Source organism: Pseudomonas sp. NPDC087336 (assembly GCF_044744285.1).
Classification (GTDB): Bacteria; Pseudomonadota; Gammaproteobacteria; order Pseudomonadales; family Pseudomonadaceae; genus Aquipseudomonas.
The window spans coordinates 41,335-66,836 of sequence record NZ_JBIUYA010000033.1 but is presented as its reverse complement, the minus strand read 5'-3'; the positions used below and the strand labels follow the sequence as shown (position 1 = coordinate 66,836).

Here is a 25,502-nt window from a genome sequence, read left to right as displayed (position 1 = left end):
GGTTTCTTCTAATCCGGCGCGATACCGCGTAACGGCATTCGCTGGCAAGCCAGCTCCTACAAGGATCACGCAGTACCTGTAGGAGCTGGCTTGCCGGCGAAGGCGTCCTCAAACACACCGAAAATCATTGCCTTGCCGCTCTGGCACGGGCTTTGCGTACGCGTTCTACAGTAAATACAGCACCCGAAAGTCCAACAAGATCAAAAAAGACAGCGAGGACTTATGACTTCTTCCACACAGCTCAAACCCACACTCGGCACCCTGCACCTATGGGGCATTGCCGTTGGCCTGGTGATTTCCGGTGAATACTTCGGCTGGAGTTACGGCTGGGGCACCGCCGGGACCCTGGGGTTCCTCGTCACCGCATTGATGGTGGCGACGATGTACACCTGCTTCATCTTCAGTTTCACCGAATTGACCACGGCCATTCCCCATGCCGGCGGTCCATTTGCCTACAGTCGGCGGGCCTTCGGAGAGAAAGGCGGCTTGATCGCCGGCATCGCCACCCTGATCGAATTCGTTTTCGCACCGCCGGCCATCGCCATGGCCATCGGCGCCTATCTCAACGTGCAATACCCGGAACTGGACCCGAAAATCGCCGCCGTTGGCGCCTACTTCGTGTTCATGACCCTGAATATTCTCGGCGTCAGCATCGCCGCCACCTTCGAACTGGTGGTGACCGTGCTGGCCGTCGCCGAACTGCTGGTGTTCATGGGCGTGGTCGCGCCAGGGTTCAGTTTCAGCAATTTCGTGCTCAATGGCTGGTCTGGCTCCAGTGAATTCACTATCGCGTCCATTCCCGGCATTTTCGCGGCCATTCCCTTCGCTATCTGGTTTTTTCTCGCCATCGAAGGCGCGGCCATGGCCGCCGAGGAAGCCAAGGACCCGAAACGCACGATTCCCAGGGCGTACGTCAGCGGCATCCTGACCCTGGTGTTCCTGGCCATCGGCACAATGGTAATGGCCGGCGGCGTCGGCGACTGGCGTCAACTGGCAAACATCAACGACCCGCTGCCCCAGGCCATGAAAGCGGTAGTCGGTAACAATTCGACCTGGATGCACATGCTGGTCTGGATCGGCCTGTTTGGCCTGGTGGCGAGTTTCCACGGGATCATTCTCGGCTACTCCCGGCAGTTCTTCGCCCTGGCCCGCGCCGGTTACCTGCCGCGCAGCCTGGCCAAGCTTTCGCGCTTCCAGACCCCGCATCGGGCGATCCTGGCCGGTGGCGTGATCGGCATTGCGGCCATCTACAGCGATGGCTTGGTCAACCTGCAAGGCATGTCGCTGACGGCGGCAATGATCACCATGTCGGTATTCGGTGCCATCGTCATGTACATCATCAGTATGCTGAGCCTGTTCAAACTGCGTAAGACCGAGCCGAACCTCGAGCGCACCTTCCGCGCCCCGGGCTATCCGATCGTACCGGGGATTGCGCTGTTCCTGGCGGTGGTGTGCCTGCTCGCGATGGCGTGGTTCAACACCTTGATCGGCCTGGTGTTCCTGGGCTTCATGGCCGCCGGTTACCTGTATTTCCAACTGACCGCGCGGCAACGCTCCGAAGCCCCGGTGGACGCTATGCTCGAAGGAGCTTGAGTTGCACTAGCGCCGGGCCTCCAGCCTGGCGCCTGCCCTGTTTGGGGTCGAAAAACCCGCCCCACGGTTCAATATTCAACCAGGAGGACACCGCCCATGGCCGTATACGCCCATTCCGTCGGCGCCCAGACCTACCGCTTCGAAAACCTCAAGGAAGTGATGGCCAAGGCCACCCCGGCCCGCTCCGGGGACTACCTGGCCGGCGTCGCCGCCCTCAATGACGGCGAGCGCGTCGCTGCGCAGATGGTGTTGGCCGACATCCCCCTGAGCCACTTCCTGCAGGAAGTCCTGATTCCCTACGAGACCGATGAAGTCACCCGCCTGATCATTGACACCCACGATAAACAGGCTTTCGCGGTGGTCAGCCACCTCACCGTCGGCGGTTTTCGCGACTGGCTGCTCAGCGACGACGCCGACGAACGGGTACTACGCGCCCTCGCCCCCGGCCTGACCCCGGAAATGGCGGCCGCCGTATCGAAGATCATGCGCGTTCAGGACCTGGTGCTGGTGGCGCAGAAGATCCGCGTCGTCACGCAGTTCCGCGGCACCCTTGGCCTGCGCGGCCGCCTGTCCACCCGCCTGCAACCCAACCACCCCACTGACGAACCGGCCGGCATTGCCGCGAGCATCCTGGATGGCCTGTTGCACGGTAACGGCGATGCCATGATCGGCATCAACCCGGCCACCGACAGCATCGCCTCGATCTGCGCCATGCTGGACATGCTCGATGCGATCATCCAGCGCTACGAAATCCCGACCCAGGCCTGTGTGCTGACCCATGTCACCACCTCGATCGAAGCGGTCAATCGCGGCGTCCCCCTGGACCTGGTATTCCAGTCGATTGCCGGCACCGAGGCAGCCAACGCCAGCTTCGGCATCAATCTGAACGTACTCAAGGAAGGTTACGATGCCGGCTTGAGCCTCAATCGCGGCACCCTCGGCAACAACCTGATGTATTTCGAAACCGGCCAGGGCAGCGCACTGTCGGCCAATGCCCACCACGGTGTCGACCAGCAGACCTGCGAAACCCGGGCCTACGCCGTGGCGCGCCATTTCAACCCATTCCTGGTGAACACCGTTGTCGGCTTCATCGGCCCCGAATACCTCTACAACGGCAAGCAGATCATCCGCGCCGGCCTCGAAGACCACTTCTGCGGCAAGCTGCTGGGCGTGCCAATGGGCTGCGATATCTGTTACACCAACCATGCCGAGGCCGACCAGGATGACATGGACACCCTGCTGACCCTGCTCGGGGTCGCCGGGATCAACTTCATCATGGGCATCCCCGGCTCCGATGACATCATGCTCAACTACCAGACCACGTCGTTCCACGATGCGCTTTACGCCCGGCAAACGCTGGGGCTCAAGCCTGCGCCGGAATTTGAACAATGGCTGGCGAAAATGGGCATTTTCACTCAGCCGGACGGCAAGGTCCTCTTCGGTAACAGCCTGCCGCCGGCCTTCCGCCAGGCCTTGGCGCAATTGGGATGAGTGTCGATATGGAAAAACCACCCTTTGATCCGCACAACCCCTGGCTGGAACTGCGACGCCTGACCCCCGCACGCATTGCCCTGGGCCGCACCGGCACCAGCCTGCCCACCCGCGCCCAGCTGGACTTTCAATTTGCCCACGCCCAGGCGCGAGACGCGGTGCACTTGCCGTTTGATCATGCCGCCCTCAGCGAGCAACTGGCCGAATGCGGTCGTGACAGCCTGTTGCTGCATAGCGCCGCGCCTGATCGCAACAGCTACCTGCAGCGCCCCGATCTGGGGCGCAAGTTGAGTGTGGAGTCGGCAAAAAAACTGCGCCAATACGCCGCCGCCAATCCTGCTGGGGTCGATCTGGCAATCGTGGTCGCCGATGGTTTGTCTGCATTGGCCGTGCATCGCCATACATTGCCGTTCCTGGTGCGCTTTTCAGAGCAGAGTTCAGCCGACGGATGGTCAATGGCACCTGTAATATTGGTGGAACAGGGCCGGGTCGCCGTAGCCGACGAGATCGGCGAACTATTGGGCGCAAAAATGACCGTGATCCTGATCGGCGAACGCCCTGGCCTGAGCTCACCAGACAGCCTGGGGTTATATTTCACCTATAATCCAAAGGTCGGCCTGACCGACGCCTATCGCAACTGCATTTCGAATGTGCGCCTCGAAGGCCTGACTTACGGCATGGCGGCACACCGTTTGCTGTATTTGATGCGCGAGGCATGCCGGCGACAGTTATCCGGAGTCAACCTGAAGGACGAAGCGCAGGTGCAAACGCTGGAGTCAGACGCAAGAGCGGACATTAAAGGAAATTTCCTACTTGATTCGCCGCAAGCCTGAACCGCTTCCGCATTGCACTTTCTCATCCTTTTCAGGCAGGATCGATGCACGGCTGCCAGTGAGTATCATTTGCCGCCAAAGCATGTGAAGACAGCCACTTGAAGACGAGACCTACCATGCGGATTATTCAAGCGACCCTCGAACACCTGGACCTGCTGACCCCATTGTTCGTCAAATATCGCGAGTTTTATGGCTCCCTGGCGTATCCGGACTCGTCCCGGGCGTTCCTCGAGAAACGCCTGCGTCGTAAGGAATCGGTGATTTACCTGGCCCTGTCCGAGGACGGCAACAACAAACTGATGGGTTTCTGTCAGCTTTACCCCAGCTTTTCTTCGCTTTCGCTCAAACGCGTGTGGATCCTCAACGACATCTACGTTGCTGAAGATGCCCGCCGCCAGTTGGTGGCCGACAACCTGATCCGCACTGCGAAGAAAATGGCCAAGGAAACCAACGCCGTGCGCATGCGCGTGTCCACCAGCAGCAACAACGAAGTGGCGCAGAAAACCTACGAATCCATCGGATTCAAGGAAGACACCGAGTTCAAGAACTACGTATTGCCGATCAGCGAAGAGTTGTAAGGTCAAAAAAGATCGCAGCTTTCAGCCGAAGGCTGCGATCTTTTTCTCAATACACTCGGAAATTCCCTGCTACAAACCCTACGCGCTTTTCACTTTCCACCCCGTATAATTCCGTTCTTTCCGGCTTGTAAGAAAAACTACCTCCTGTCTGTAGTCTTACGCGAAGTCATCCGCAGGCCTGCTGAACCGGGCCGTTACCACAGGTGCCGTCCATGGATTTCAACCCGCTCGATCTCGTCCTGCATCTCGATGTCTACCTCGATTTGCTGGTCACCAACTACGGGCCATGGATCTACGCCATTCTTTTTCTGGTGATCTTCTGTGAAACCGGCCTGGTGGTCATGCCCTTCCTGCCGGGCGATTCACTGCTGTTCATCGCCGGCGCCGTCGCGGCCGGTGGCGGCATGGACCCGGTATTGCTGGGCGGTTTGCTGATGCTCGCGGCGATTCTCGGTGACAGCACCAACTACATCATAGGACGAACGGCGGGCGAACGATTGTTCAGCAACCCGAACTCGAAGATCTTCCGGCGCGACTACCTGCAGCAAACCCACGATTTCTATGACAAACACGGCGGCAAAACCGTGACCCTGGCGCGTTTCCTGCCGATCATCCGTACCTTTGCCCCCTTCGTCGCCGGCGTCGCCAAAATGCCCTACCCGCGTTTCTTCGCCTTCAGCGTGCTGGGCACGATTCTCTGGGTCGGTGGCCTGGTCACCCTGGGCTATTTCTTCGGCAACGTACCCTTCATCAAATCGAACCTGTCGCTGCTGGTGGTCGGCATCATTCTGCTTTCGCTGGTGCCAATGATCATTGGCGTTGTGCGCAGCCGTTTTGGCAGTTCGAACTCCAAAACCGCCTCGCGCTGAACGATGTGGTCCCTTAGCGCCTGGCGACGCCGGCGCATCCTGGCCAAGCACCCGATAGCCGACGACATGTGGCAGCGGGTGCGCCATCACCTGAGCTTCCTGGATGGCATCAGTGCCGCCGAAGACCAGTGGCTGCGCGAAGCCTGCGTACTGTTTCTGCAAGACAAGCACCTGACCGCCCTGCCCGGTGTCGAACTGCATCAGGAACAACGCCTGCTGCTCGCCGCCCAGGCGCAACTGCCGTTGCTGCATCTGGGTGACCTGAACTGGTATCAGGGTTTTCACGAAATCATTCTCTATCCCGACGACTTCCTCAGCCCACAGCGTCATCGTGACGCCAGTGGGGTCGAGCACGAATGGGACGGCGAGCACAGCGGCGAAGCCTGGCAGCAAGGGCCGATCATCCTGGCCTGGCCCGGTGTCATGGCCAGCGGCGGCTGGGAAGGCTACAACCTGGTGATCCACGAACTGGCGCACAAGCTCGACATGCTCAACGGCGACGCCAACGGCCTGCCCCCGCTGCACGCGGACATGCGGGTCAGCGACTGGGCCAGGGTCATGCAGCAAGCCTACGACGACCTCGACCGCCAACTGGACCGCAACCCGGACGCCGAGACCACCATCGATCCGTATGCCGCGGAAAACCCGGCCGAGTTCTTCGCCGTCACCAGTGAATACTTCTTCAGTGCCCCGGATTTGCTGCACGAGGCTTATCCACAGGTCTACGGGCAACTCAAGCTTTTCTATCGCCAGGACCCACTCGTAAGGCTGCGGCAACTTCTGGCCGAGAACCCGGTCTATCAGGCACACGACTAAGGTCTACACGACTTCTGGTACGTGGCGTCGCCGTAGGAATATGCCTATAATCGCCGCCACTTTTTGGTCAATCCGGCCAAGTGTTTCTGGTCAACTAACGGGGGCAACGCCCAATGAGCTACAGCAAGATTCCGGCTGGCAAAGACCTGCCGAACGACATCTACGTCGCGATCGAGATTCCGGCCAACCACGCGCCGATCAAGTACGAAATCGACAAAGACAGCGATTGCCTGTTCGTTGACCGTTTCATGGCCACCCCGATGTTCTACCCGGCCAACTACGGTTACATCCCGAACACCCTGGCAGACGACGGTGATCCCCTCGACGTGCTGGTCGTGACTCCTTACCCGGTTGCTCCAGGTTCGGTGATCCGCGCTCGTCCGGTCGGCATCCTGAACATGACCGACGATGGCGGCGGCGATGCCAAAGTGATCGCGGTTCCACACGACAAGCTGTCCCAGCTGTACGTCGACGTGAAGGAGTACACCGACTTGCCAGCACTGCTGATCCAGCAGATCGAGCACTTCTTCGCGAACTACAAAGATCTCGAAAAAGGCAAATGGGTCAAGATCGAAGGCTGGGACGGCGCAGACGCCGCCCGCGAAGCGATCACCAAGTCGGTTGCTGCCTATAAAGGTTAAGAGCAGCTGCAGGCTTTGAGCCACCAGCTTCATGAAGAACCCCGGGAGATCCGGGGTTTTTTATGGGCGCCTGTAAAACCGATTTAAACAGTTCGTTTAACACGCTGCATTCCCAGGTTTTCATGTTTATTTTTTACCCAACACGTCTCACATCCAGTCGTAAATTTCCCTCGAAATTTGAACAGGCCGTTTATTCAACCCCCTGACCGCCGCCAGTAGACTCCCGCTCATGAAAAAGAACACTAGCGGCCCGCGGTTTAAAGCGCTCCTTGAAGCAGCGAACATCACGACGACAGGATTCGCCGAATTCCTGGATACGGCTCCGCAAAATGTACACAACTGGTACACCCGCGGTGTCCCCGCCCATTGCATGGAAGAAGTCGCCAGGAAACTCTCGGTCAACAGCGACTGGCTAAAAACCGGCGAAGGCTCGAAAGACGCCCGGCACCTGCGCCTGGTCGACGACTCCGGCCACACCTTCGACGCCCAGACGATCCGTGGTGTCTACACGGTGGTTGAGCCCACCGACATCGACTTGCCCTTCTACAAGGAAGTAATCACCGCCCCCGGCTCCAACAAGACCCACGTCATCGAAGACCGTGAACAATGCCTGCGCCTGCCCCGCAGCCACCTAGATTCCCTGGAAATCAATCACACCGACGCCATCGCAGCCGCCATGATCGGCAACAGCATGGCCGAGAAAATCGATGACGGCTCCACCCTGGCAATCGATCGCGGGCTGACCCAGATCGTCGATGGCGAGATCTACGCGATCGAACATGACGGCATGCTGCGCATCAAATACCTGCACCGACTGCCGGGCAACTCCCTGCGCTTGCGCAGCCATAACCGCACGGATTACCCGGATGAAATCTTCAGGCCCGCGCAAATCGAAGAACAGAACATCAGGGTACTGGGCTGGGTGTTCTGGTGGTCAACCCTGAACAAACGACGGCCACCGCTACCGTTCCTGTAACACCCGGACACGCCAACTCACACACCAAGCTGGGAATTCTGCAAAAAAATCAGTATGCTGCGCCCCACATTTGCGCATCGACCCGCCAAGCGGCCCTGATCGCACCGACAAGGCAGATGACTTTCTCGCCGAGTCCCACAGCCGGACGCAAGATCCGGGTGTACGTTTTGAAGGCTGGCGCGGTTTACCAAAAATGAACCAAGCCAGTCCCCGAGAAGCCGGCCACAAGCCGGCTTTTTAATACCCGCCAGAAAGCCGACTCGTCTGAAGAAGTAACGCCCCCCGAGCTTTTGAATGGAAGCCGTCCCGGGTCGCCTGGCGTGATCTCACCCCCTCGTATGCACTACCCGAAAATCCGAGCTATACCTCTCGCTGGCTGTCCGAAAATGCAAGATGCATTTCTGATGTCTGCATGCTGTCCACGGACCTGATTCCCGGTTTTTTTGCGACTGCCCATTACGTGCAGTTGCTCAAGACTAACGAGGTGAAAATGAACAGGATGTCACACAGGGGCTGGCCCCTGGCTGCGGCAGTTGTCGTGGCGGGTTCAACGCTTTTCGCGGGGTGCGCGGGCAAGAACGATCCGGTTGCGCAGGCAGGCAAGGCGGATGTGGCCAAGGGCGTGGCCGCGCCGAGTCTTGAGCAGACCAAGGCGATTGCCGAGGAAGGTTTTATCTACGGCTTGCCGCTGGTCATGAACTATGCCGTGATGAATGAGTTCGCGGTGGACTCCAGGTCCAGCCAGTTCAAGGCCCCCTTCAATCAACTGTACAACGAGCATCGGGTCGCGACGCCCGCCGATACCGCCGTCATTACGCCCAACAGCGACACCCCGTACTCGATACTCTGGGCCGACCTGCGCGCGGAGCCGCTGGTGATCACGGTGCCGGCAGTCTCCAAAAAGCGCTACTACTCGATTCAACTGATCGACGGCAACACCTACAACTATGGCTACATCGGCAGTCGGGCAACTGCCAGTGCACCTGGCAGCTATCTGGTTGCAGGCCCTGACTGGAAGGGTGCGACACCGCCAGGCATCGACAAGGTGTTTACCTCCTCGACCCCCTTCGCGCTGACCTTGATCCGCACCCAGTTGTTCAATCCGGCCGACATGCCAAACGTCGAGAAGGTGCAGGCGGGCTACAAGATCCAGGCGCTGTCCGCCTTCCTTCATCAACCCGCGCCGCCCGCTGCGCCGAAGATCGATTTCGTGCCGGCCACCACGGCAGGTATCAAGGCCAACTTCTTCGAGTACCTGTCGGCCGCGATGCAGTATGTGCCAGCATCGGCTGACGACAAGGCGATCCGGGCCAGGCTGGCCAGCATCGGGGTAGGTCCCGGCCGGAACTTTGAATTCAAGGACCTCTCGCTCGAGCACAAGGCCGCGGTCCTGCTCGGGATGAAGGCCGGCGACGAAAAGGTCGAGAGGTTTCTCTCGAGCGGAATGAAGAATATCAATGGCTGGAACGTCGGTGCGTTCTTCGGTGATCAGGCGTTCTACCAGTCCAACTGGCTCATGCGGGCCGGTGCCGCGAAGGGCGGCCTGTACGGCAACGACGCCGCCGAGGCGATGTACCCCTATACGCGTACCGACGGCAGCGGCCAGACGCTCGATACCAGCAAGCACAATTACACGCTCACCTTCGCGGGCGGCAAGCTGCCGCCCGTCAATGCCTTCTGGTCGGTGACGATGTACGACGGCAAGAGCCAACTGCTGATCAAGAATCCGCTCAACCGCTACCTGATCAATTCGCCGATGCTGTCAGGCATGACGAAGAACGCGGATGGCTCACTGACCCTTTACATACAGAAGGATTCGCCGGGCAAGGCCAAGGAGGCCAACTGGCTGCCCGCGCCTGACGACACGGTGTACCTGGTGATGCGTCTCTACTGGCCGAAGACCGCACCGCCCTCGATTCTTCCCGCCGGTAACGGCAGCTGGCAGCCACCGGCGCTGGTGGTCGCGAAGTAGCGTGAATCTTGCGGCTGTTTGCGTCTGGCAAGCAGCCGTTCGCGCGACTGGCCGTGGGGTGAGTCCGATTTACGGATAACTAAACGCTTTCACCAACGTCAACTCCCCCACCGCCCGCATCGGCACCAGGAACGTCTCCATTTTCTCGCTAGGCGTCCCCTCCTCGGTAATCACGGTCACCTGCGCCGTCGTCAGCGGTTGCACCGCGTCCTCCTGCCCCTCTTCATCGCTGCGATAGCCACCGCCGAAGTAGTTCACATACACCAGGTACTGCCCCTTGATCGGCGCCGGCATGGCGAAGATTTCCGGGCCGTAGCCGGTGGTGACGTCGACATCAAGGGCGGCGCCGTTTGCCACGGCGCGGTCGCCGTACCAGATGTGGGCGCCGTCCGGGGTGATCAGGTGCAGGTCGAGGTCGGTGCCGTCGCTGTCCCAGGCCAGCAGCACGCGCAATTTGGCGGGTGTGGCGCCGACGCTGGTATTGAGGAATTGGGTCCGGTGGCGCTGCTGTCCGTCAGGGCTGCGGACTTCGACGCTGTTGCTGCCGTTGGGGAATGAGAATGGCCGATCGAAGCCGCCCTCTGGATCGATTTTCAGGGGCATGCTGACGCCGTTGACGATCAGCCGGCCGGGTTCACCGTTCTTCGGCGCTGTTTTGATCTGACCGGCGATGCGCGCGGTGTTTGCCTGCCCAGCCGGGGTGTTTACCGACGATGCCGGGTAGTTGACGACCTGACGAAAATTCTCGCCCTCACCTTCGGCGGCGCCGGTTCGCCAGCCGCCAGAAGGGGTGTCGAGTTTGACACTGTCGGCGGCGGTTGCCGGCGATAGCACGGCGAGCGCGCAGAGCAACAGCAAGACCTGTGGATAACGATGGGTCATGGTCTATTCCAGCAAAAGGTGGCGGGCGAGCCCTTCGATGTAGGTTTCATCCTGGCCGTTGGGGTGTGCTTCGAAGGCCAGGTGCAGGTATTCGTGGGTCAGGTCGAGGCGGTCCTGCAGCGAGAGCACGCCGCGCGCGTAGATGCGCTGGCGTTCGCGGTCGACAAAGGGGCGGCCGAATGCCAGGCGGCATACGGCGAAGGTACTGACTTCGTTGTAGCCGGCTTCGCTTTCAAGACGGGGTCGCCAGCCGCGGCGCTGTTTTTGCAGCCAGTCTTGCGCGGCGGGCAGCGCTTCACAGGAGGCAACAGGATTGTCCCAGCGGCTAAGGCTGGCCCGTGGGTAGGCGTGGAGCAGGATGGCGTCGAAGCGCTGGCCGGCGCTGGCTTGTTCCACGGCTTGTTGCCAGGACAACCTGTCGAGGCCTGGCTGGTTGGAGTGGTAGGTCACGGTGCTGCCGGCGAGTACCAGGTCGCTGGTCCAGGCGGCGATGCTGCGTGCTTGCGTCGTGGCCGGGCGTGGGGCGACGCGTTGGCGTTGACTGCTGTCGTCGATGCTCATGCAATCACCGCGGCGCGTGGCGTTTTGCAGCAGGTAGGTGCGGATGGCCACGGCGAGGGCCTTGGCGGCTTCCGCGGGTTCGGCACTGGCTTCACGCTGCAGCACACGGGCGACATACTCTTCACGGTCCAGGCGGGCGACCAGCTTGGGTGAAGGGCTGTCGTTGAGCAGAAACAGTTCGCCGTCGCTATGGATATCCAGTTGGTTGCCATTGGCGAACTCGACACGGTAGTCGCCCAGCAACTGGCGGGACGACATGACAGGGTCACCTGACACGACCCGCTGCAGTGGATAGCGAGAGAACAGATCGACCTCGACACACTTCCCCGCCTCCACCGGCCAGGACGTCGGCAGCACCGCCGACAACGCCTGGGCGTAATCGCGCAGGACCCGCTGGCTGGTTCCGCGCCCTCCCGCCCAGATCGGCGTGCCATCCACCGTCCAACCGGCGAACCCACCCTGACGCGACGCGGCATCCCGGTCCCCCAGCCAGCTCCAGGTCTTTACCCGCAAGCGGCTGCCGAGTTCGCCCACGACGTTGCCATCCGCCGCGTTCAACAGCACATCCAGCAACACGCGACGCGCCTGGTCCTGCGCCGGCATCCGCGCCAACATGCGCAGCAATTCCACCACCGGAACCCGGGTGGCAGGCTGCAAAGATGACAAATCCAGCAGCCACTCTGGCGCCTGTCGTGCCTGCCAATATTCGCGCCAGGCGCCTGGGTCGAGCGCCAGGCGCGCTGGCTCGAAATACAGCCCGCAGGATTTCACCAACGCCTGATCCCGCTCGATCTTGCCACCAGCAGCGCAGCAATAGACTTCCTCTCTCGATTGCCCGCGACAGCTATACGCCGGCTCGCGCGCACCGGTATCCACCAGCCAGCCGTACACGAACAGCTTCCAGACACTGCCCAAGGGTGCCTGCAAACTGTCGGATAACGGTTCGCGGGATATCAGTTGCGTGCGGCTCAACGTCAGCAATTGATCCTTGAAGGCCAGCCGCAACGGTTCTTCCTGCGCGGTGGCCAGCGCAGGAATCAGACTCAGCAGCAACCAGACCCAAGGCCGACGCATATCAGTGAACCGTCACCGAACCGAGCGCCGGCTTCTGCTCCTGGGCCTGATGCTGTGGCGCGTACACCTGGGTGAAGCGCGCCGGCGGCAGGCTGAACTGGCCTTTCTGCGAGAAACGCACCAGATGACGCAGACGCAGTTCGCCGCTCAAGGCATCCACCGGCACCGCGTAGGCCATTTGTCCCGGCTCGAAACGGGCCTTCTCCAACGCTGTCGGCTCGGTCCCGGCCTTGCCCATGAGCTTGATGCCCCAGGTGGTGCGTTCGACATCCGCGCCCGGTGGCAGCGGCACTTCGAGCAGGCCATAACGCAAGGGCCTGGCGGCTTTGCTGGTCAGGATCACTTCGTCGAGATACAGGTTGTCGCTGGACAATGGGGCATTGCCGACCGGCTGCAGCTTGAAGGTGAAGGCTTCATCGCCTGGCACCAGTCGCGACAGGCGACGGGTGATGGTCACCGGCAGCGGATCGACCGCTGGCTGTTTGCTCTGGAAGCTCAACGAGGCACTCAGTGGATGCTCCTGCGCACCGCTCAGCGACAACACCCCGGGTACCTGCGCGCCTTGCCATGTCCAATAGACTTCACCCGTCGCGCCCTGCTCCTGCTTCCAGCCGTCACCCGGTTTCAGGGCTGCAGCTGGCGCAGCCTGTTCGATACTGCGTTGCAACCAGGTCAGTGCCAACGCACGTTCCAGCGTGGATTGTTGTGGCAATAAACGCAGCAACAACGCTTGCGCATGCGCTAGATCGAACGGCTGCAGCGATGCATTCAGCGCCTCGGCAAAGGGTTCGGAGCTGGTCGTCAGTCGCTGCTGCGCATCGGCCAATTGGCGCTTGAATGCGTCCGGCAGAGCGACCTTCGATTGCCTGGCCAGCGAGGCGCTCAACGCCCGCGCAGCGGCCAAGCCCAGTGCCGAGTCCGGATCACCCATGACCAGGCTATCGCCAGCCACGTCCATGACGTTTGCGGTACTGCCCTCACCGGCGCGCATCAGGTCTTCCATCAATCCGCTGAGCAGGGTGTCGACCGGCAACTGCATCTGTTTGGCGAATGACAGAATCAGCGCCCGTTGCAACAGCGGCGTGTTTTTCGCTTGTTTCGCGTACACCTCCAGTACCCGTTGCCAGTGCTCCGGTGGCAAGCTCAGTTGCAGCACCCGGCTGGCGTGCCAGTCGGCGTAGTACGCGTAGGCGGTGAGAAACGCGTCCGGCTCGCCGTCCATGCCCCACCAGGTGAAGCTCGCCGAAGGGCCCGCCATTTGCACCAGGCGCAGGCGGCTGTTCTGCATGATCAGACGCAGGCGATCGCGAACCTGTGGGTTCGACGACAAGGCTGGATAGGCAATGCTCAACGGCAGCAATTGACTGGCGGTTTGCTCGACGCCGCCGTACGGGTAGCCCAGCAGATCATCGAGGGCAGAACGGAACAACGCTTGCGGGCTGTCATCCAGACGCAAGCGAATCTCCGATGCATCCGCCGGCAGGCTCAACGGCGTGTCTGCGCTGGTCACGTCCAGGCGTTGGCTTTGCGTGACTTGCCAGCCTTCACCGGTTGCTCCCAGGTGCACGGCCAAGGCATCGACGGTTTTGCCGTCCTGCACAAGCTCGGCACTCCACTCGCCATTGACTAACCCGAATACGGGTAGCGGTATGTAGTTGATGCCGCTGTCGAGCGTGACGGGAACCCGCTGTTCGCTGCCTGCGTAATGAATCACCAGCTCAGCCTTGACCTGGTTTTGCGCCTGGCTGAAAGCAAACACACCGAGATCCGGTTTATCGCCGACGCGGAATCGGGTTGGCCCGCTCCACTTCAGGTACAGCGGTTTCTCCGAGCGCAGGAATTGCTTCTTCTGCCCGACCTGGCCGTCGTCGGCAATGGCCCGGGCGGTGATGCGCCAGCGGGTCAGCGAGTCCGGCATCTTGAAGGTGAAACGGGTCTTGCCATTGGCGTCGGTCACAAGCTCCGGTTGCCAGGCGGCGGTGTCGACGTCTTCCCGACGGGGACGCTCCAGCACTTTCACACCGCGCTCGCTGCGGTTGGCCTTGCCCGGCGCACCGGGGCTGCCGGGCAACGCGACGTCGTAGCTGATGAACGAAAGACTGGCGCTGGTGCGCACGTTGTTGCGGCGCGGATGGTAGAAGAACTGGTCGATGGTCGGCGCGATTTCCGGTTGCAGGGCATAGACCATTTCGTCGACCACACTGACCGTCAGATGCGCCGGGATCGGCTTGCCGGCGAACTGCGTGGTCAGGTCGACCGACACGGTGTCGCCGGGCCGGTAGGTCTCTTTGTCAGTGGCGATGGCGACGTCGATCTGCGGTGTGATCACCTTGATGCCGGCGTTCTGGAAACTGTACTGACCACCCTTGGTGTACAGCACCGAGAACGTCAGGTTCGGCGCGAAGCTGTCCTGCACCGCAATGCGTGCGCGGTATTGGGTGTCGCTGAGTTTTTCCAGCTTCAACCAGTCGCCGCCCTTGGACAACAGCGCCGTCGCCTCGACCTTGTCGCGCTCCAGCGACAGCAGCGCATCGCTGATCGGCTCAGGGAAGGTGATCAACGCCAGCGCTTCATCGCCGGCTTTGTACTCGGGTTTGTCGAGGACGATTTCCACGGTTCCAGGTACCGCCTTGACGCCCTCGCCGGTGACGGAATGCCCCGTGGCGCCGAGCGTTCGGCCATGGTCATCCTTGAGCGTCAGGTTGTAGGTCCCCGGGCGCTCGAAGGCCAGGGTGAAGCCCTTGTCGGTTGCCGCGAGTCTGCTTTCGCCAGTGCTCTGGTCTTCCAGGCGAACCCAGCCATAGCTGCTGGGCGTGACCGCCTCAGCCTGCTCGCTTTCATTGACGTAGCTGAACGCAACCTTGTCGCCCACCGCACTGAAGCGCTGCGGCGCACTCAAGCGAAAATTCGCCGCACCGCGGTCGATGAGGATTTCCTTGGTGGTCTTGACCCGAAACGCCGCGCCATCGCTGGCGAACACGGTGAGCATGTAGCGACTCGGTTTCTCGGCGGCCGGTAAATCGAGAACGGCATTGCCCTTGGCATCGGTGGTCAGTTCGGTGCTGGTCAGCTCCACCGGGAATTGCCCGAGGTATTGCAGTTCGTTGTCGACCATCGACAGTTGCTGGGCGCGCAGGCTCAAGGTCAGCCTGGCATTGGCCACCGGCTTGCCGTCCGGATAGAGCAGCACCAGGTTGCCCTTGACCGGCTCGCCAGTGCGGTAATCCTGCTTGGCCAGGTTCAGGGAAATCTCGAAGTGTGGCTTGATGTATTCGGCCACGCGAAAGGCACTGCTGTAGGCCTGGTCCTTGTAGTTGAAACGCAACTCGTAACCCCCGGCCACCGCATTGTCGGGCAACTGGAAACGGCCTTGGGTGCCGGCCTTGGAGTCGAGCTTCAAATCGAGGGTTTGCAGCGCCGTACCGGTCGCATCCAGCACGGTCACGTTAACGTCGGCCGCGACGGGCTGCACTGAATCACGGGCATTCTTGAACTCGCGCCCGACGATCTTCAGCGACACCCAATCCCCTGGCCGGTACAGTGGCCGGTCGGTAAAGGCAAAGAGTTTGGTGTCGTAGATTTCGCTGTCGTAGTAGAAGTTTTCCGAGACGAAAACGCCGCCCTCTTCGTCCTCGCCAATCACGAACGAACGCTCGGGGCTGACGTGTTTCAGACGCAGCAAACCATCGGCATCGGTCGCGCCGCTGCTCATCACACCCAGGCCATCGGTCCACAGCACGTTGACCTTGGGCACAGAGCTGCCCTCGTGTTTGCGCGCGGCCCACACCAGCAACTCATCCCCGGTAATCTTGCTCACCGCCACGGTGTTGGAGACGAAGACCATGGTGGTGGCGCGGTACTTGCCGATCAGCGCTTCCACCAGGTACAGCCCCGGTTTCAAGTTGCCCAACGGGATGTAGACGTTGCCCGGCGCAACACTGACGAACTCGCTGGAAGACCCGGCGAGGTTCACGCCTTCGGGCGGCTGGATCGGTTTGGCTTGCCACAGCGGATAACGAAACTGGCTGACCACCGGCAGGCCCGGAATCAGGGCGAATTGTGGGTGCGCGTCGTAGGGGGTTGGCGCAGCCATGGCGCTACCCATCTTCAGTTCCGGTACTTCCTCGGTAACTTGTTTACGCGACTCGTAGGAAAACGCCCGCTGCATGACGCGACGGGATTTTCGGTACCAGTTGTCCCACAGGTAGGCGAGCGTATTCGACAGGCCTTCGCCCTTGAACTGGCCGTCACTGACTACCCGGTGCAGGTTCTTCTGCCGCTTGAGGAAGTCCAGCGGCTTGTCGATGCGATACACCCGGATGTCGGCGCCGCCGTAGGGTTCCATGCGCAGGCGACGATAGTCGCGACCCGGCGCTTCAAGGCGGACCATCGCCTGTTCGTCACTGGCGAAACTACTGTCGGCCAGCAGGAAAAAACTTTCACCGGCCACCGGCGTGTAGCCACTTGGCTCCACGGTATCGTCGGCGTTGACCGTCGAAAAAGGCAGCAGCAAAGCCAACAGCAGAGGCAGAAAACGCAGCATGCGGGCACCCATCATTGGGAGAGAAAATTCAGTCGATAGACGCCGATGAAGTTTGGGTTGGCTGCATCGGGTATCCATCGGGTGTCCTTCCATGTCATGAGTTGTTGCAGGCTTGCCGAACGCATGCCGTTGTCAGTGGGGCTGGTGGTGCCGGTGTGATAGGCGATGTAGCGGCCCATCCAGATCATCAGGTGCTGGTCGTCGCCCTGGTCGAAAAACATCAGGTCGCCGGGGCGCGCCTGTGCGACATCGCGGCCAACCAGCCGGCTGTTGAACTGGATCAGCTTGATCGCGTTGACGTAGGGGCCGACCTTGCCGCCACCCTGCTGCCATTGCTGGGCCAGGCCGCGCTGGGCCGCACTCAATTGCAGCTCCGGTGGTAGGTAGCGGTTGGACAGGCCATTGCTGCGCAGCCATTTGTCGTCATGGACTTTGAGCGCTTCGTTGGCGGCAAAACGCACCAGCCCCGCGCAGTCCTGCTGATACCAGCGTGGGCTTGGGCCCCGGCTCAGTTGCTCCTGGGCGATGCGCACGAACCAGGCGCGGAACACCTGGGATTGCTGCGGATCGAGTGCCGGTGTCTCGATCGCCCAGGCGCCCGCGCTCAATAGCAAAGCGAGCACGCCGAGGCTGCGGATCAGTACGTTCACAGGGCTTTCCATTGCAGCGGCAGCCATTGCCAGTGGCCATCGGGCTCGCTGCCCTCGGGCAGGGTCAGGGCGTACTTGCCGTATCCGCCGAGCTTGCGCAGCTTGGGGATCAGGTAGGTTTGCGCCGCGTTGTAGAACACCGGTTCCATGTCTTGCGGCAGGCTGTCGAGGGTTTCGCGCTGCATCAGTTGCGCCATGGCGTCCGGTCCGAAGTACACCGGCATCAGCAGGTCTTTGGGCACCACGTCAGCCATCGGCGGGAAGCGTTTGTCGAGGGTGCCCAGGGCCTTGTCCAGCAGTTTGTCATCGAGGGAAAACAGCAGCGTCGAACCGTGGCGCGCCAGGCTGACGTTCATGAATGCCTTGCCGGTGATCGCCTCGGGGTTCTCGGCATCCTTGGCCGCATACGGACCGAAACTGGAACTGACCTGACGCTGCCATTGGCGGTTCTGACCTTGCTGTTTCTCGACCACCGCAAACGCGTGCTCATCGACCTTGCTTTCATAAGCGCCGACCATCGAACCAAACAGCTTGCCCAGTTCGCCATCGAGGCTGGCGCTGTCTTCATCCTTGAGGCTCGCCACCATCAGTGGCGTGTACAGCCGCGAATCGGCGTACCAGCACAGGCCCGCCGCGCCAGCCATGTGCTCGGTCAACGCCTGGGCCGCGGCCTCGTCAGCACCGAGCTTGAGCAGCAGAGGCTTCTGTTGTTCGGCGGCCAGCGGCAGGGCCACGCAAGCGCTGGCGCCCATGGGCATGGCTTGCCAGATCGGTTTGAAATCGAAGTCCGGCTGGTCGTCCAGTTCATCCATGGCCAGGAAGCTGTGCCAACCCTTGTCATCCATGTCGAAGCGCAACCCGGCGAAATTCGGAATGAAGCGCTGATACCCCATGGCCAGCACGCTGGCATTGACCGATAGCCGCTGCTTCACCTCAGGCGTGCGAGGTTGCAGGCCAAAGGCTTCGGGGAACAGTTTGTCACCGTTGAGCAGCGCGGCGATGGCTTGGGTCGAGACACCGCCCGATTCCTGCGTTGCCCCACTTTGCGGGTCGTAGAGTTTGGTCGGATTGGACAGCACCACCAGTTTGTCACCATGGGAAGCAAACAGCAGCGCCTTGCTGGCGTTGTAGCTGAGCTGATAAAGCGCCACGTCGTCGTTGCCGACTTTCACGACTGCGAGTTTGCTCAACTGCGCATCATCCAGCGCCACTTTGGCCAGCGGCTCCAGCACCTTGGCCAGGCCACCGCGGTCCATCACCAGCAGGAAATCCTTGAGCCGGCCATCCGCCCCGCGCCACAACGCAACATCCGCCGGCTGATCGAACAGTTGCTCGATCAGCGTGTCCTGCAACTTCAGGTCGTGCTCGTAAATGATCCGCCGCAGGCTGCCGATCAGCCCGAGGCGATCGGCGTGGGTTTCGTAATAGAAGACGAAATCTTCGGTCAGGGTTTCCTTGAGGAACGGCACCGCCAGCAGGTCCTTGGGCAACTGGCTAAGGGAGTGGGTCTCGAGCAAACCATCGGGACGGCTCATGCCGAGTTTTTCCGCCGCCAGTTGCGGTGCCGGGGTTTTGCCTTTCTGCATCAGCCAGCCCATGCCAGCAGCCACACCCACGACCAGACACAGCCCTGCCACAACGGCCGGCCAACGGCGGGGCGACTGGGGGCTCGGTGTTTCGGCGCCCGGGGATGCCGCCGGTAAAATAGTGCTATCGCTCATTTCACAAAACCCAGTTCATCCGTGGAGCGGGATGCTTAATAGTTGAAAGTCTTGACCAGCAGCAGGTCACCGATTGCGCGCAGGGGCACGATGAAGGTTTCGCGTTTTTCGTCGACGGTGTTTTCGTTCAACACCAGGTTGATCTGCGAGGTGATGACCTCGTTCTGGTTGCTGGTCTCATCGAAGTTATAGCCGCCGCTACCGAAGTTGCCCCAATAGTTGACGTAAACCAGATAGGTGCCATGCAGCGGCGCGGTCATGGTGAACATTTCCGGGCCAGGGCCGTCGACGCCGTCCGGGTCCAGGCCACCGCCATTGCTCATCGCCGGCCGGGCCCAGAACGCGTGCTGGCCGTCGGGGGTAACGATGTGCAGATCGAGTTCGGCTTTCGGATCGTCCCAGCCCAACACCACGCGAATCCGCGCCGGGGTGCGCAGGTTGTTGGCTTCATAGAACTGCACGCGCTTGAGCGACTGGCCCTCGGCACTGCGCACTTCGACGCTGTTGGAACCGGCACCGAACGCATAGGGCCGGGCGAAACGACCCTGGTCGTCGGTGTACAGGTTCAGTGGGTTGCCGTTGACTGCCAACGTGTGGGGTCCACGTTGCGTGCCGATGGCCTTAAGCTGGCCCTGGATCATCGTGCGATTGCGCTGAACACCGCGGTCGATGGGCGGCGTAGGATAGGCGACTTGCGGATTTTCCGTTCGATCCAGCAAACCGTTGAAGCGCCAGCCGCCCACCGGGTCCGACAACTCGGCACTCGGCGCGGCCAGGGCAGACGCACAAACCCACCCGATCAGCAGCAAAAGAAATGAGCGCATGTGACGCCTCCTGCCATGCATGACGAAACCTTGCGCCTGATCCTCGGCGCGTTACAGAGGTGGATACTGCGTTTCGTCTGAAAGACCCATGAATAGCGGGTCGTCGATGACGCGAAGGTTAGACGTGCGGGTGTTTTTTAACAATTGAATGCGTCAGGAATTGCGGGGAGAGTCACGGTGAGCCGATTAGCGTTCCTATTCGGCTCACAAAATGAGCCGAATAATTGTAGAGTCGAGTCGCCACAGGACTGGTTCCACTCAGGAAACGATGGCTGAAACACCCCGCTCATTTGCCCATAAACCCCCTATCTGCTAGTGTCGCGCCGGTTTAACGTCAACCGGAAATCGCCGCCATGGCCCGCAAAAAAGCTGCACTGGATTTCGAACAGTCCCTCGCTGACCTGCAAACGCTGGTAGAGCGTCTGGAGAATGGCGAATTATCGCTGGAAGACTCGCTGGCCGCTTTCGAGCAAGGCATCGGCCTGACCCGCGATTGCCAGGCGGCGCTGGCCCAGGCCGAGCAAAAGGTTCAGGTGCTGCTCGAGCATGATGGCGAGTTGGCCGAGGAACCCTTCGACGCGGATCAACCAGAATGATTGCAGCGTATTCGGCGACCAGCCAGGCCCGCGTCAACGCCGCCATGGAAACCCTGTTTGTCGCGCCTGGCCCTGAGCTGGCGCGTTTGTACGAGGCCATGCGCTACAGCGTGATGAACGGCGGCAAACGCGTGCGCCCGCTGCTGGCCTACGCCGCCTGCGAAGCGCTGGGCGGCAAGGCCGAGCAAGCCAATGGCGCGGCCTGCGCGGTGGAATTGATCCACGCCTATTCGCTGGTGCACGACGATTTGCCGGCCATGGACGACGACGATCTGCGTCGCGGCCAGCCGACGACGCACAAGAAATTCGATGAAGCCTGCGCGATCCTGGCTGGCGATGGTTTGCAGAGCCTGGCGTTCAGCGCCCTGCTCGACCCACGCCTGAGCGATGCCGACGCAGAGATCCGCCTGCAAATGGTCAGTGCGTTGGCACTGGCTGCAGGTCCGGCGGGCATGGTTGGCGGCCAGGCTATCGATCTCGGCTCGGTCGGCCTGAAGCTCGACCAGAAAGCCCTCGAATACATGCACCGGCACAAGACCGGCGCGCTGATCGAAGTCAGCGTCAAGCTCGGCGCCCTGGCCAGTGGCCGCGCCGAGAAGGACGAACTCAAGTCCTTGCAGACTTATGCACAGGCCATCGGCCTGGCCTTCCAGGTGCAGGACGACATTCTCGACGTCGAAAGCGATACCGAAACCCTTGGCAAACGCCAGGGCGCCGACATTGCCCGCGACAAGCCAACCTACCCGGCACTGCTCGGCCTCGACGCTGCCAAGGCCTACGCCCTGGAACTACGCGATCAGGCGCTGCATGCGCTGCGACCGTTTGACGCGGCTGCCGAGCCACTGCGCGAACTGGCCCGCTACATCGTCGAGCGACGCAGCTGACGACGTATCCGCCAAAAAAGACCAACGCGTGGGCAGGGGCCGATGCATCAGGTAAACTGCCGCATCTTTTATACCTATAACGATTCGCCTGATGCCCACGACGTTTCATGAGATTCCCCGCAAGCGCCCGACCACGCCCCTGCTCGACCGCGCGAATACGCCGGACGGCCTGCGCCGGTTAGGCGAAGCCGAGCTGGAAACCCTGGCCGATGAGTTGCGCCTGGAATTGCTCTACACGGTCGGTCAGACCGGTGGGCATTTCGGTGCAGGTCTGGGCGTCATCGAGCTGACCATCGCGCTGCATTACGTCTTCGACACCCCGGACGACCGGTTGGTGTGGGACGTGGGTCATCAGGCTTATCCGCACAAGATCCTCACCGGTCGTCGCGAGCGCATGGGTACTCTGCGCCAGAAGGACGGCATTGCCGCCTTCCCGCGCCGTTCCGAGAGCGAGTACGACACCTTTGGCGTCGGCCATTCCAGCACGTCGATCAGCGCAGCCCTGGGCATGGCCATTGCCGCCCGCCTGCAGAACAGCGATCGCAAGGCGATTGCCGTGATCGGCGACGGCGCACTGACAGCCGGCATGGCGTTCGAAGCGCTGAACCATGCCCCGGAAGTGGACGCCAACATGCTGGTGATCCTCAACGACAACGACATGTCGATCTCGCGCAACGTCGGCGGCCTGTCGAACTACCTGGCGAAAATCCTTTCCAGCCGCACCTACGCGAGCATGCGCGAGGGCAGCAAGAAAGTCCTGTCGCGCCTGCCCGGCGCCTGGGAAATCGCCCGTCGCACCGAAGAATACGCAAAAGGCATGCTGGTACCCGGCACCCTGTTCGAAGAGCTGGGCTGGAACTATATCGGCCCGATCGATGGCCACGACCTGCCGACCCTGATCGCCACCCTGCGCAACATGCGCGATCTCAAGGGCCCGCAGTTCCTGCACATCGTCACCAAGAAAGGCAAAGGTTTCGCCCCGGCGGAAGTCGACCCGATCGGTTACCACGCCATCACCAAGCTCGAACCCCTGGACGCCCCGGCCAACCCGCCGAAAAAGGCCAGCGGACCGAAGTACTCCGGCGTGTTCGGTGAATGGCTGTGCGACATGGCGGCTGCCGACCCGCGCCTGGTCGGGATTACCCCGGCGATGAAGGAAGGCTCGGACCTGGTGGCCTTCAGCGAGCGTTTCCCGTTGCGCTACTTCGACGTGGCGATTGCCGAGCAACACGCCGTGACCCTGGCGGCCGGCATGGCCTGCGAAGGCGCGAAGCCGGTGGTGGCAATTTATTCGACCTTCCTGCAACGCGGCTACGACCAGTTGGTGCATGACGTCGCGGTGCAAAACCTCGATGTGCTGTTTGCCATCGATCGCGCCGGCCTGGTGGGCGAAGACGGTCCGACCCACGCGGGCAGCTTCGACCTCTCGTTCCTGCGTTGCATCCCCGGCATACTGGTGATGACCCCGAGCGACGAAAACGAACTGCGCAAGATGCTCACCACCGGCCATCTGTATGAAGGCCCGGCGGCAGTGCGCTATCCGCGCGGCAACGGCCCGAATGCGACCATCGAGAAAGACCTCGAGCCGATCGAAATCGGCAAGGGCGTGGTTCGCCGCCAAGGCAACAAGGTCGCCCTGCTGGTGTTCGGCGTGCAACTGGCCGAGGCGCTGAAAGTCGCCGAGACGCTGGACGCGACCGTGGTCGACATGCGCTTCGTCAAACCGCTGGATGAAGCGCTGGTTCGCGAAATCGCTGGCAGCCACGAGCTGCTGGTGACCGTCGAAGAAAACGCCATCATGGGCGGTGCCGGCGGTGCGGTCAGCGAATTCCTCGCTCGCGAGAACATCCTCAAGTCGATGTTGCACCTGGGCTTGCCGGACATTTACGTCGAACACGCCAAGCCTGCGCAGATGCTGGCTGAGTGTGGCCTGGATGAAGCCGGGATCGAGGCTTCGATCCGCGAACGCCTGCAACTGCTTGCCATCTAAATACCATCCCCTGTAGGAGCCGGCTTGCCGGCGAAGGCGCCCTCACGGGCGCCAAAAGCTTCGCTGGCAAGCCAGCTCCTACAAGGACCGCGCCGTCCTTGATACACAAGAATTGACCATGAACTTCACTCGCCTGGCCCTGACGCTGACCCTGCTGCCAGCCGGCCCGCTGCTGGCCGACACCTTCGAACGCGACCAGGCCCTGAAGCTGCCCGACGTGTTGATCAGCGCCAACCGTCAGGTCGAGGCGCGCAATGACAGCAGCGCCGCCAACACGGTGTTCACCCGCGAAGACATCGACCGACTGCAACCCAACAGCGTCACTGATCTGCTGCGTCGTGTGCCGGGGGTGCAAGTGGCACAAACCGGCGGGCGCGGCAGCCTGCCGGGGATTTACATTCGCGGCACGCAATCGGCCCAGAGCCTGGTGCTGGTGGACGGCCAACGGATCGGCAACTCGTCCTCCGGCGACAGCAACCTGCAACACATCAACATCGACCAGGTCGAACGCGTGGAAGTGCTGCGCGGCTCCCGCTCGGTGATCTACGGCAGCGATGCGATTGGCGGGGTGATCCAGATCTTCACTCGGCGTGGCAGCGAACCCGGCCTGCAACCCAGGCTGCATATGGGGTTTGGCAGCAACCAGACCTGGGAGCGTAGCCTCGGCTTGTCTGGTGGCGATGAGCAGACCAGCTTCAACCTCGGCGCCAGCCTGGATGAAACCGCCGGGATCGATCGCACCCATGAGTCGTATCCCAGTGACGGCGATCACGACGCGTACCGCAACAAATCCCTGAGTCTTAGCCTGAGTCACGCCCTCAGCGACGACGTCGAGATCGGCGCCAACCTGCTGGATAACCGAGGCAAAAGCGAATTCGACAATCCGTTCGGCCGGTTCGACCTGAACACCTTCGAGTCAGTCCAGCAGCAGCCCTACAACAAATTCGATGTGAGCAGTGTCAGCAGCTACATCGACGCACGGGTCAACGACCTGTGGAAAACCCGCGTCGAATTCGGCCACAGCGAAAACCGCGAGAAGACGTTCGACAAGCTCAGCGATGAGCGCAGCGTGTTCAACACCTACCGCGACTCGGTGAACTGGCAGAATGACCTGACACTCGACGAGCGCAACAGCCTGATCCTCGGTGGAGACTGGTACGAAGACCGGGTCAACAGCAGCACGCCGTTCGACGAAGACAGTCGCTGGAACCGCGCGGCATTTATCCAGCATCGTTACCAGGCCGACAGCTTCTCCACCGAACTGGGCCTGCGCCGCGACCAGAACCAGCAGTTCGGCGGCAAGAACAGCTGGAGCGGCACCTTCACCCTGCCGCTGAACCCGGATAACGATGTGCTGCTGACCTACAGCGAAGGTTTCCGTGCACCGACCTTCAACGACCTGTACTACCCTGACTTCAGCAACCCGGACCTGAAACCCGAGACCTCGAAAAGCTATGAACTGCAATGGCGCAGCCAATTGACCGAGAGCAGTCGCCTGGAGGCCTCGCTGTACCGCACGGATCTTGAAGACGCGATCATCTTCGGCAGCAATTCTCGGCCGGAGAACGTGGCCTCGGCACGCATCAACGGCTTTGAAGCGGCGCTGAAACAGGAGCTGTTCGGCTGGCAAAGCAACCTCGGCGTAGCGATTATCGACCCGCGGGATCGCGACACCGGGCATACCCTGGCCCGTCGTGCGCGACGTACGTTGAGCTGGGATCTGGATCGACAGTTCGACCGCCTGGGCCTGGGCGCCAGCTGGCAAGCGGTGAGCAGCAGCTATGACGACTTGAACAATCAACAGCCGTTGGGTGGCTATGGATTGCTGGGACTACGCAGCAGTTGGGCGCTCAACCCTGAGGTCAGCCTGGAGCTGAAGGTCGATAACCTGCTGGACAAGGGATACAGCCGGGCGCTGTACAGCCATGAAGGCAGCCAGTACGGGTATCGCGAGGAAGGTCGGGCGTGGGTGTTAGGGGTGACCTGGACGCCTGAGCTCTGATCTGGA

The 25,502-nt window shown here is 61.4% G+C and carries 19 protein-coding genes; 13 read left to right on the top strand and 6 right to left on the bottom strand.

Features of this window, described 5'->3' with window-relative positions:
* Nucleotides 1–222 precede the first annotated feature (222 nt).
* From eat to ACIO0C_RS25990, 9 genes are all read left to right on the top strand, one after another.
* Nucleotides 223–1,593 carry an ethanolamine permease gene (gene eat, locus ACIO0C_RS26030; protein WP_401316444.1) on the top strand — a complete coding sequence of 457 codons (1,371 nt, stop codon included), beginning with the start codon at nt 223–225 and terminating at the stop codon, nt 1,591–1,593.
* Between the two features lie 96 nt (nt 1,594–1,689).
* The gene (locus ACIO0C_RS26025; RefSeq protein ID WP_401316441.1) at nt 1,690–3,084 is read left to right on the top strand and encodes an ethanolamine ammonia-lyase subunit EutB; all 1,395 of its coding nucleotides are present in this window, start codon (nt 1,690–1,692) and stop codon (nt 3,082–3,084) included.
* Nucleotides 3,081–3,917 (top strand): ethanolamine ammonia-lyase subunit EutC, encoded by an 837-nt coding sequence (eutC, locus tag ACIO0C_RS26020; RefSeq protein WP_401316438.1) that lies wholly within the window; start codon nt 3,081–3,083, stop codon nt 3,915–3,917. Before ACIO0C_RS26025 ends, eutC begins: the two co-directional genes overlap by 4 nt.
* A gap of 116 nt (nt 3,918–4,033) precedes the next feature.
* Entirely contained in the window at nt 4,034–4,495 is a 462-nt protein-coding gene (locus tag ACIO0C_RS26015) for a GNAT family N-acetyltransferase (RefSeq protein ID WP_401316436.1), read from the top strand.
* Between the two features lie 212 nt (nt 4,496–4,707).
* Nucleotides 4,708–5,364: a DedA family protein gene (locus tag ACIO0C_RS26010; RefSeq protein WP_180204455.1), complete on the top strand. Its 657-nt coding sequence runs from the start codon at nt 4,708–4,710 to the stop codon at nt 5,362–5,364.
* Between the two features lie 3 nt (nt 5,365–5,367).
* Nucleotides 5,368–6,180 (top strand): zinc-dependent peptidase, encoded by an 813-nt coding sequence (locus ACIO0C_RS26005; protein WP_401316433.1) that lies wholly within the window; start codon nt 5,368–5,370, stop codon nt 6,178–6,180.
* Nucleotides 6,181–6,293: 113 nt separating this feature from the next.
* A complete protein-coding gene (gene ppa / locus ACIO0C_RS26000; RefSeq protein WP_204933516.1) occupies nt 6,294–6,821 on the top strand; it encodes an inorganic diphosphatase in 528 nt (175 codons plus the stop codon).
* A gap of 229 nt (nt 6,822–7,050) precedes the next feature.
* Nucleotides 7,051–7,797, top strand: coding sequence for a helix-turn-helix transcriptional regulator (locus ACIO0C_RS25995; RefSeq protein ID WP_401316430.1), 747 nt, complete (start codon nt 7,051–7,053; stop codon nt 7,795–7,797).
* 499 nt (nt 7,798–8,296) lie between these two features.
* Complete coding sequence (locus ACIO0C_RS25990) at nt 8,297–9,769, top strand: DUF1254 domain-containing protein (protein ID WP_401316450.1); 1,473 nt, start codon at nt 8,297–8,299, stop codon at nt 9,767–9,769.
* A gap of 69 nt (nt 9,770–9,838) precedes the next feature.
* On the opposite strand, the gene ACIO0C_RS25985 is transcribed toward ACIO0C_RS25990, so the two are convergent.
* Genes ACIO0C_RS25985 through ACIO0C_RS25960 form a run of 6 tightly spaced genes read right to left on the bottom strand, consistent with a single transcriptional unit; the run spans nt 9,839 to nt 20,024 of the window.
* On the bottom strand, nt 9,839–10,651 hold the full coding sequence (locus tag ACIO0C_RS25985) for a YfaP family protein (RefSeq protein WP_401316428.1): 813 nt from the start codon (nt 10,649–10,651) through the stop codon (nt 9,839–9,841).
* Nucleotides 10,652–10,654: 3 nt separating this feature from the next.
* Nucleotides 10,655–12,286 carry a DUF2300 domain-containing protein gene (locus ACIO0C_RS25980; RefSeq protein WP_401316425.1) on the bottom strand — a complete coding sequence of 544 codons (1,632 nt, stop codon included), beginning with the start codon at nt 12,284–12,286 and terminating at the stop codon, nt 10,655–10,657.
* A gap of 1 nt (nt 12,287) precedes the next feature.
* Complete coding sequence (locus ACIO0C_RS25975) at nt 12,288–16,844, bottom strand: alpha-2-macroglobulin family protein (RefSeq protein ID WP_401316423.1); 4,557 nt, start codon at nt 16,842–16,844, stop codon at nt 12,288–12,290.
* Nucleotides 16,841–17,491, bottom strand: a complete 651-nt coding sequence (locus ACIO0C_RS25970; RefSeq protein ID WP_401316447.1) for a DUF1175 domain-containing protein — start codon at nt 17,489–17,491, stop codon at nt 16,841–16,843. Before ACIO0C_RS25970 ends, ACIO0C_RS25975 begins: the two co-directional genes overlap by 4 nt.
* Entirely contained in the window at nt 17,476–19,200 is a 1,725-nt protein-coding gene (locus ACIO0C_RS25965) for a DUF2138 domain-containing protein (protein ID WP_401316420.1), read from the bottom strand. Before ACIO0C_RS25965 ends, ACIO0C_RS25970 begins: the two co-directional genes overlap by 16 nt.
* A 35-nt stretch (nt 19,201–19,235) precedes the next feature.
* Nucleotides 19,236–20,024 (bottom strand): YfaP family protein, encoded by a 789-nt coding sequence (locus tag ACIO0C_RS25960; protein WP_401316417.1) that lies wholly within the window; start codon nt 20,022–20,024, stop codon nt 19,236–19,238.
* 353 nt (nt 20,025–20,377) lie between these two features.
* Between ACIO0C_RS25960 and ACIO0C_RS25955 the strand changes: the two genes are divergently transcribed.
* From ACIO0C_RS25955 to ACIO0C_RS25940, 4 genes are all read left to right on the top strand, one after another.
* On the top strand, nt 20,378–20,620 hold the full coding sequence (locus ACIO0C_RS25955) for an exodeoxyribonuclease VII small subunit (protein ID WP_401316415.1): 243 nt from the start codon (nt 20,378–20,380) through the stop codon (nt 20,618–20,620).
* Nucleotides 20,617–21,504, top strand: coding sequence for a (2E,6E)-farnesyl diphosphate synthase (gene ispA, locus ACIO0C_RS25950; RefSeq protein ID WP_401316412.1), 888 nt, complete (start codon nt 20,617–20,619; stop codon nt 21,502–21,504). Before ACIO0C_RS25955 ends, ispA begins: the two co-directional genes overlap by 4 nt.
* 91 nt (nt 21,505–21,595) lie before the next feature.
* The gene (dxs, locus tag ACIO0C_RS25945) at nt 21,596–23,494 is read left to right on the top strand and encodes a 1-deoxy-D-xylulose-5-phosphate synthase (protein ID WP_401316410.1); all 1,899 of its coding nucleotides are present in this window, start codon (nt 21,596–21,598) and stop codon (nt 23,492–23,494) included.
* A gap of 118 nt (nt 23,495–23,612) precedes the next feature.
* Entirely contained in the window at nt 23,613–25,496 is a 1,884-nt protein-coding gene (locus ACIO0C_RS25940) for a TonB-dependent receptor domain-containing protein (protein WP_401316408.1), read from the top strand.
* The last annotated feature ends 6 nt before the right edge of the window (nt 25,497–25,502 follow it).

Coding starts and splice junctions, on each gene's coding strand:
- eat (WP_401316444.1), top strand. CDS start 223: ATGACTTCTTCCACACAGCTCAAACCCACACTCGGCACCCTGCACCTA.
- ACIO0C_RS26025 (WP_401316441.1), top strand. CDS start 1,690: ATGGCCGTATACGCCCATTCCGTCGGCGCCCAGACCTACCGCTTCGAA.
- eutC (WP_401316438.1), top strand. CDS start 3,081: ATGAGTGTCGATATGGAAAAACCACCCTTTGATCCGCACAACCCCTGG.
- ACIO0C_RS26015 (WP_401316436.1), top strand. CDS start 4,034: ATGCGGATTATTCAAGCGACCCTCGAACACCTGGACCTGCTGACCCCA.
- ACIO0C_RS26010 (WP_180204455.1), top strand. CDS start 4,708: ATGGATTTCAACCCGCTCGATCTCGTCCTGCATCTCGATGTCTACCTC.
- ACIO0C_RS26005 (WP_401316433.1), top strand. CDS start 5,368: ATGTGGTCCCTTAGCGCCTGGCGACGCCGGCGCATCCTGGCCAAGCAC.
- ppa (WP_204933516.1), top strand. CDS start 6,294: ATGAGCTACAGCAAGATTCCGGCTGGCAAAGACCTGCCGAACGACATC.
- ACIO0C_RS25995 (WP_401316430.1), top strand. CDS start 7,051: ATGAAAAAGAACACTAGCGGCCCGCGGTTTAAAGCGCTCCTTGAAGCA.
- ACIO0C_RS25990 (WP_401316450.1), top strand. CDS start 8,297: ATGTCACACAGGGGCTGGCCCCTGGCTGCGGCAGTTGTCGTGGCGGGT.
- ACIO0C_RS25985 (WP_401316428.1), bottom strand. CDS start 10,651: ATGACCCATCGTTATCCACAGGTCTTGCTGTTGCTCTGCGCGCTCGCC.
- ACIO0C_RS25980 (WP_401316425.1), bottom strand. CDS start 12,286: ATGCGTCGGCCTTGGGTCTGGTTGCTGCTGAGTCTGATTCCTGCGCTG.
- ACIO0C_RS25975 (WP_401316423.1), bottom strand. CDS start 16,844: ATGATGGGTGCCCGCATGCTGCGTTTTCTGCCTCTGCTGTTGGCTTTG.
- ACIO0C_RS25970 (WP_401316447.1), bottom strand. CDS start 17,491: ATGGAAAGCCCTGTGAACGTACTGATCCGCAGCCTCGGCGTGCTCGCT.
- ACIO0C_RS25965 (WP_401316420.1), bottom strand. CDS start 19,200: ATGAGCGATAGCACTATTTTACCGGCGGCATCCCCGGGCGCCGAAACA.
- ACIO0C_RS25960 (WP_401316417.1), bottom strand. CDS start 20,024: ATGCGCTCATTTCTTTTGCTGCTGATCGGGTGGGTTTGTGCGTCTGCC.
- ACIO0C_RS25955 (WP_401316415.1), top strand. CDS start 20,378: ATGGCCCGCAAAAAAGCTGCACTGGATTTCGAACAGTCCCTCGCTGAC.
- ispA (WP_401316412.1), top strand. CDS start 20,617: ATGATTGCAGCGTATTCGGCGACCAGCCAGGCCCGCGTCAACGCCGCC.
- dxs (WP_401316410.1), top strand. CDS start 21,596: ATGCCCACGACGTTTCATGAGATTCCCCGCAAGCGCCCGACCACGCCC.
- ACIO0C_RS25940 (WP_401316408.1), top strand. CDS start 23,613: ATGAACTTCACTCGCCTGGCCCTGACGCTGACCCTGCTGCCAGCCGGC.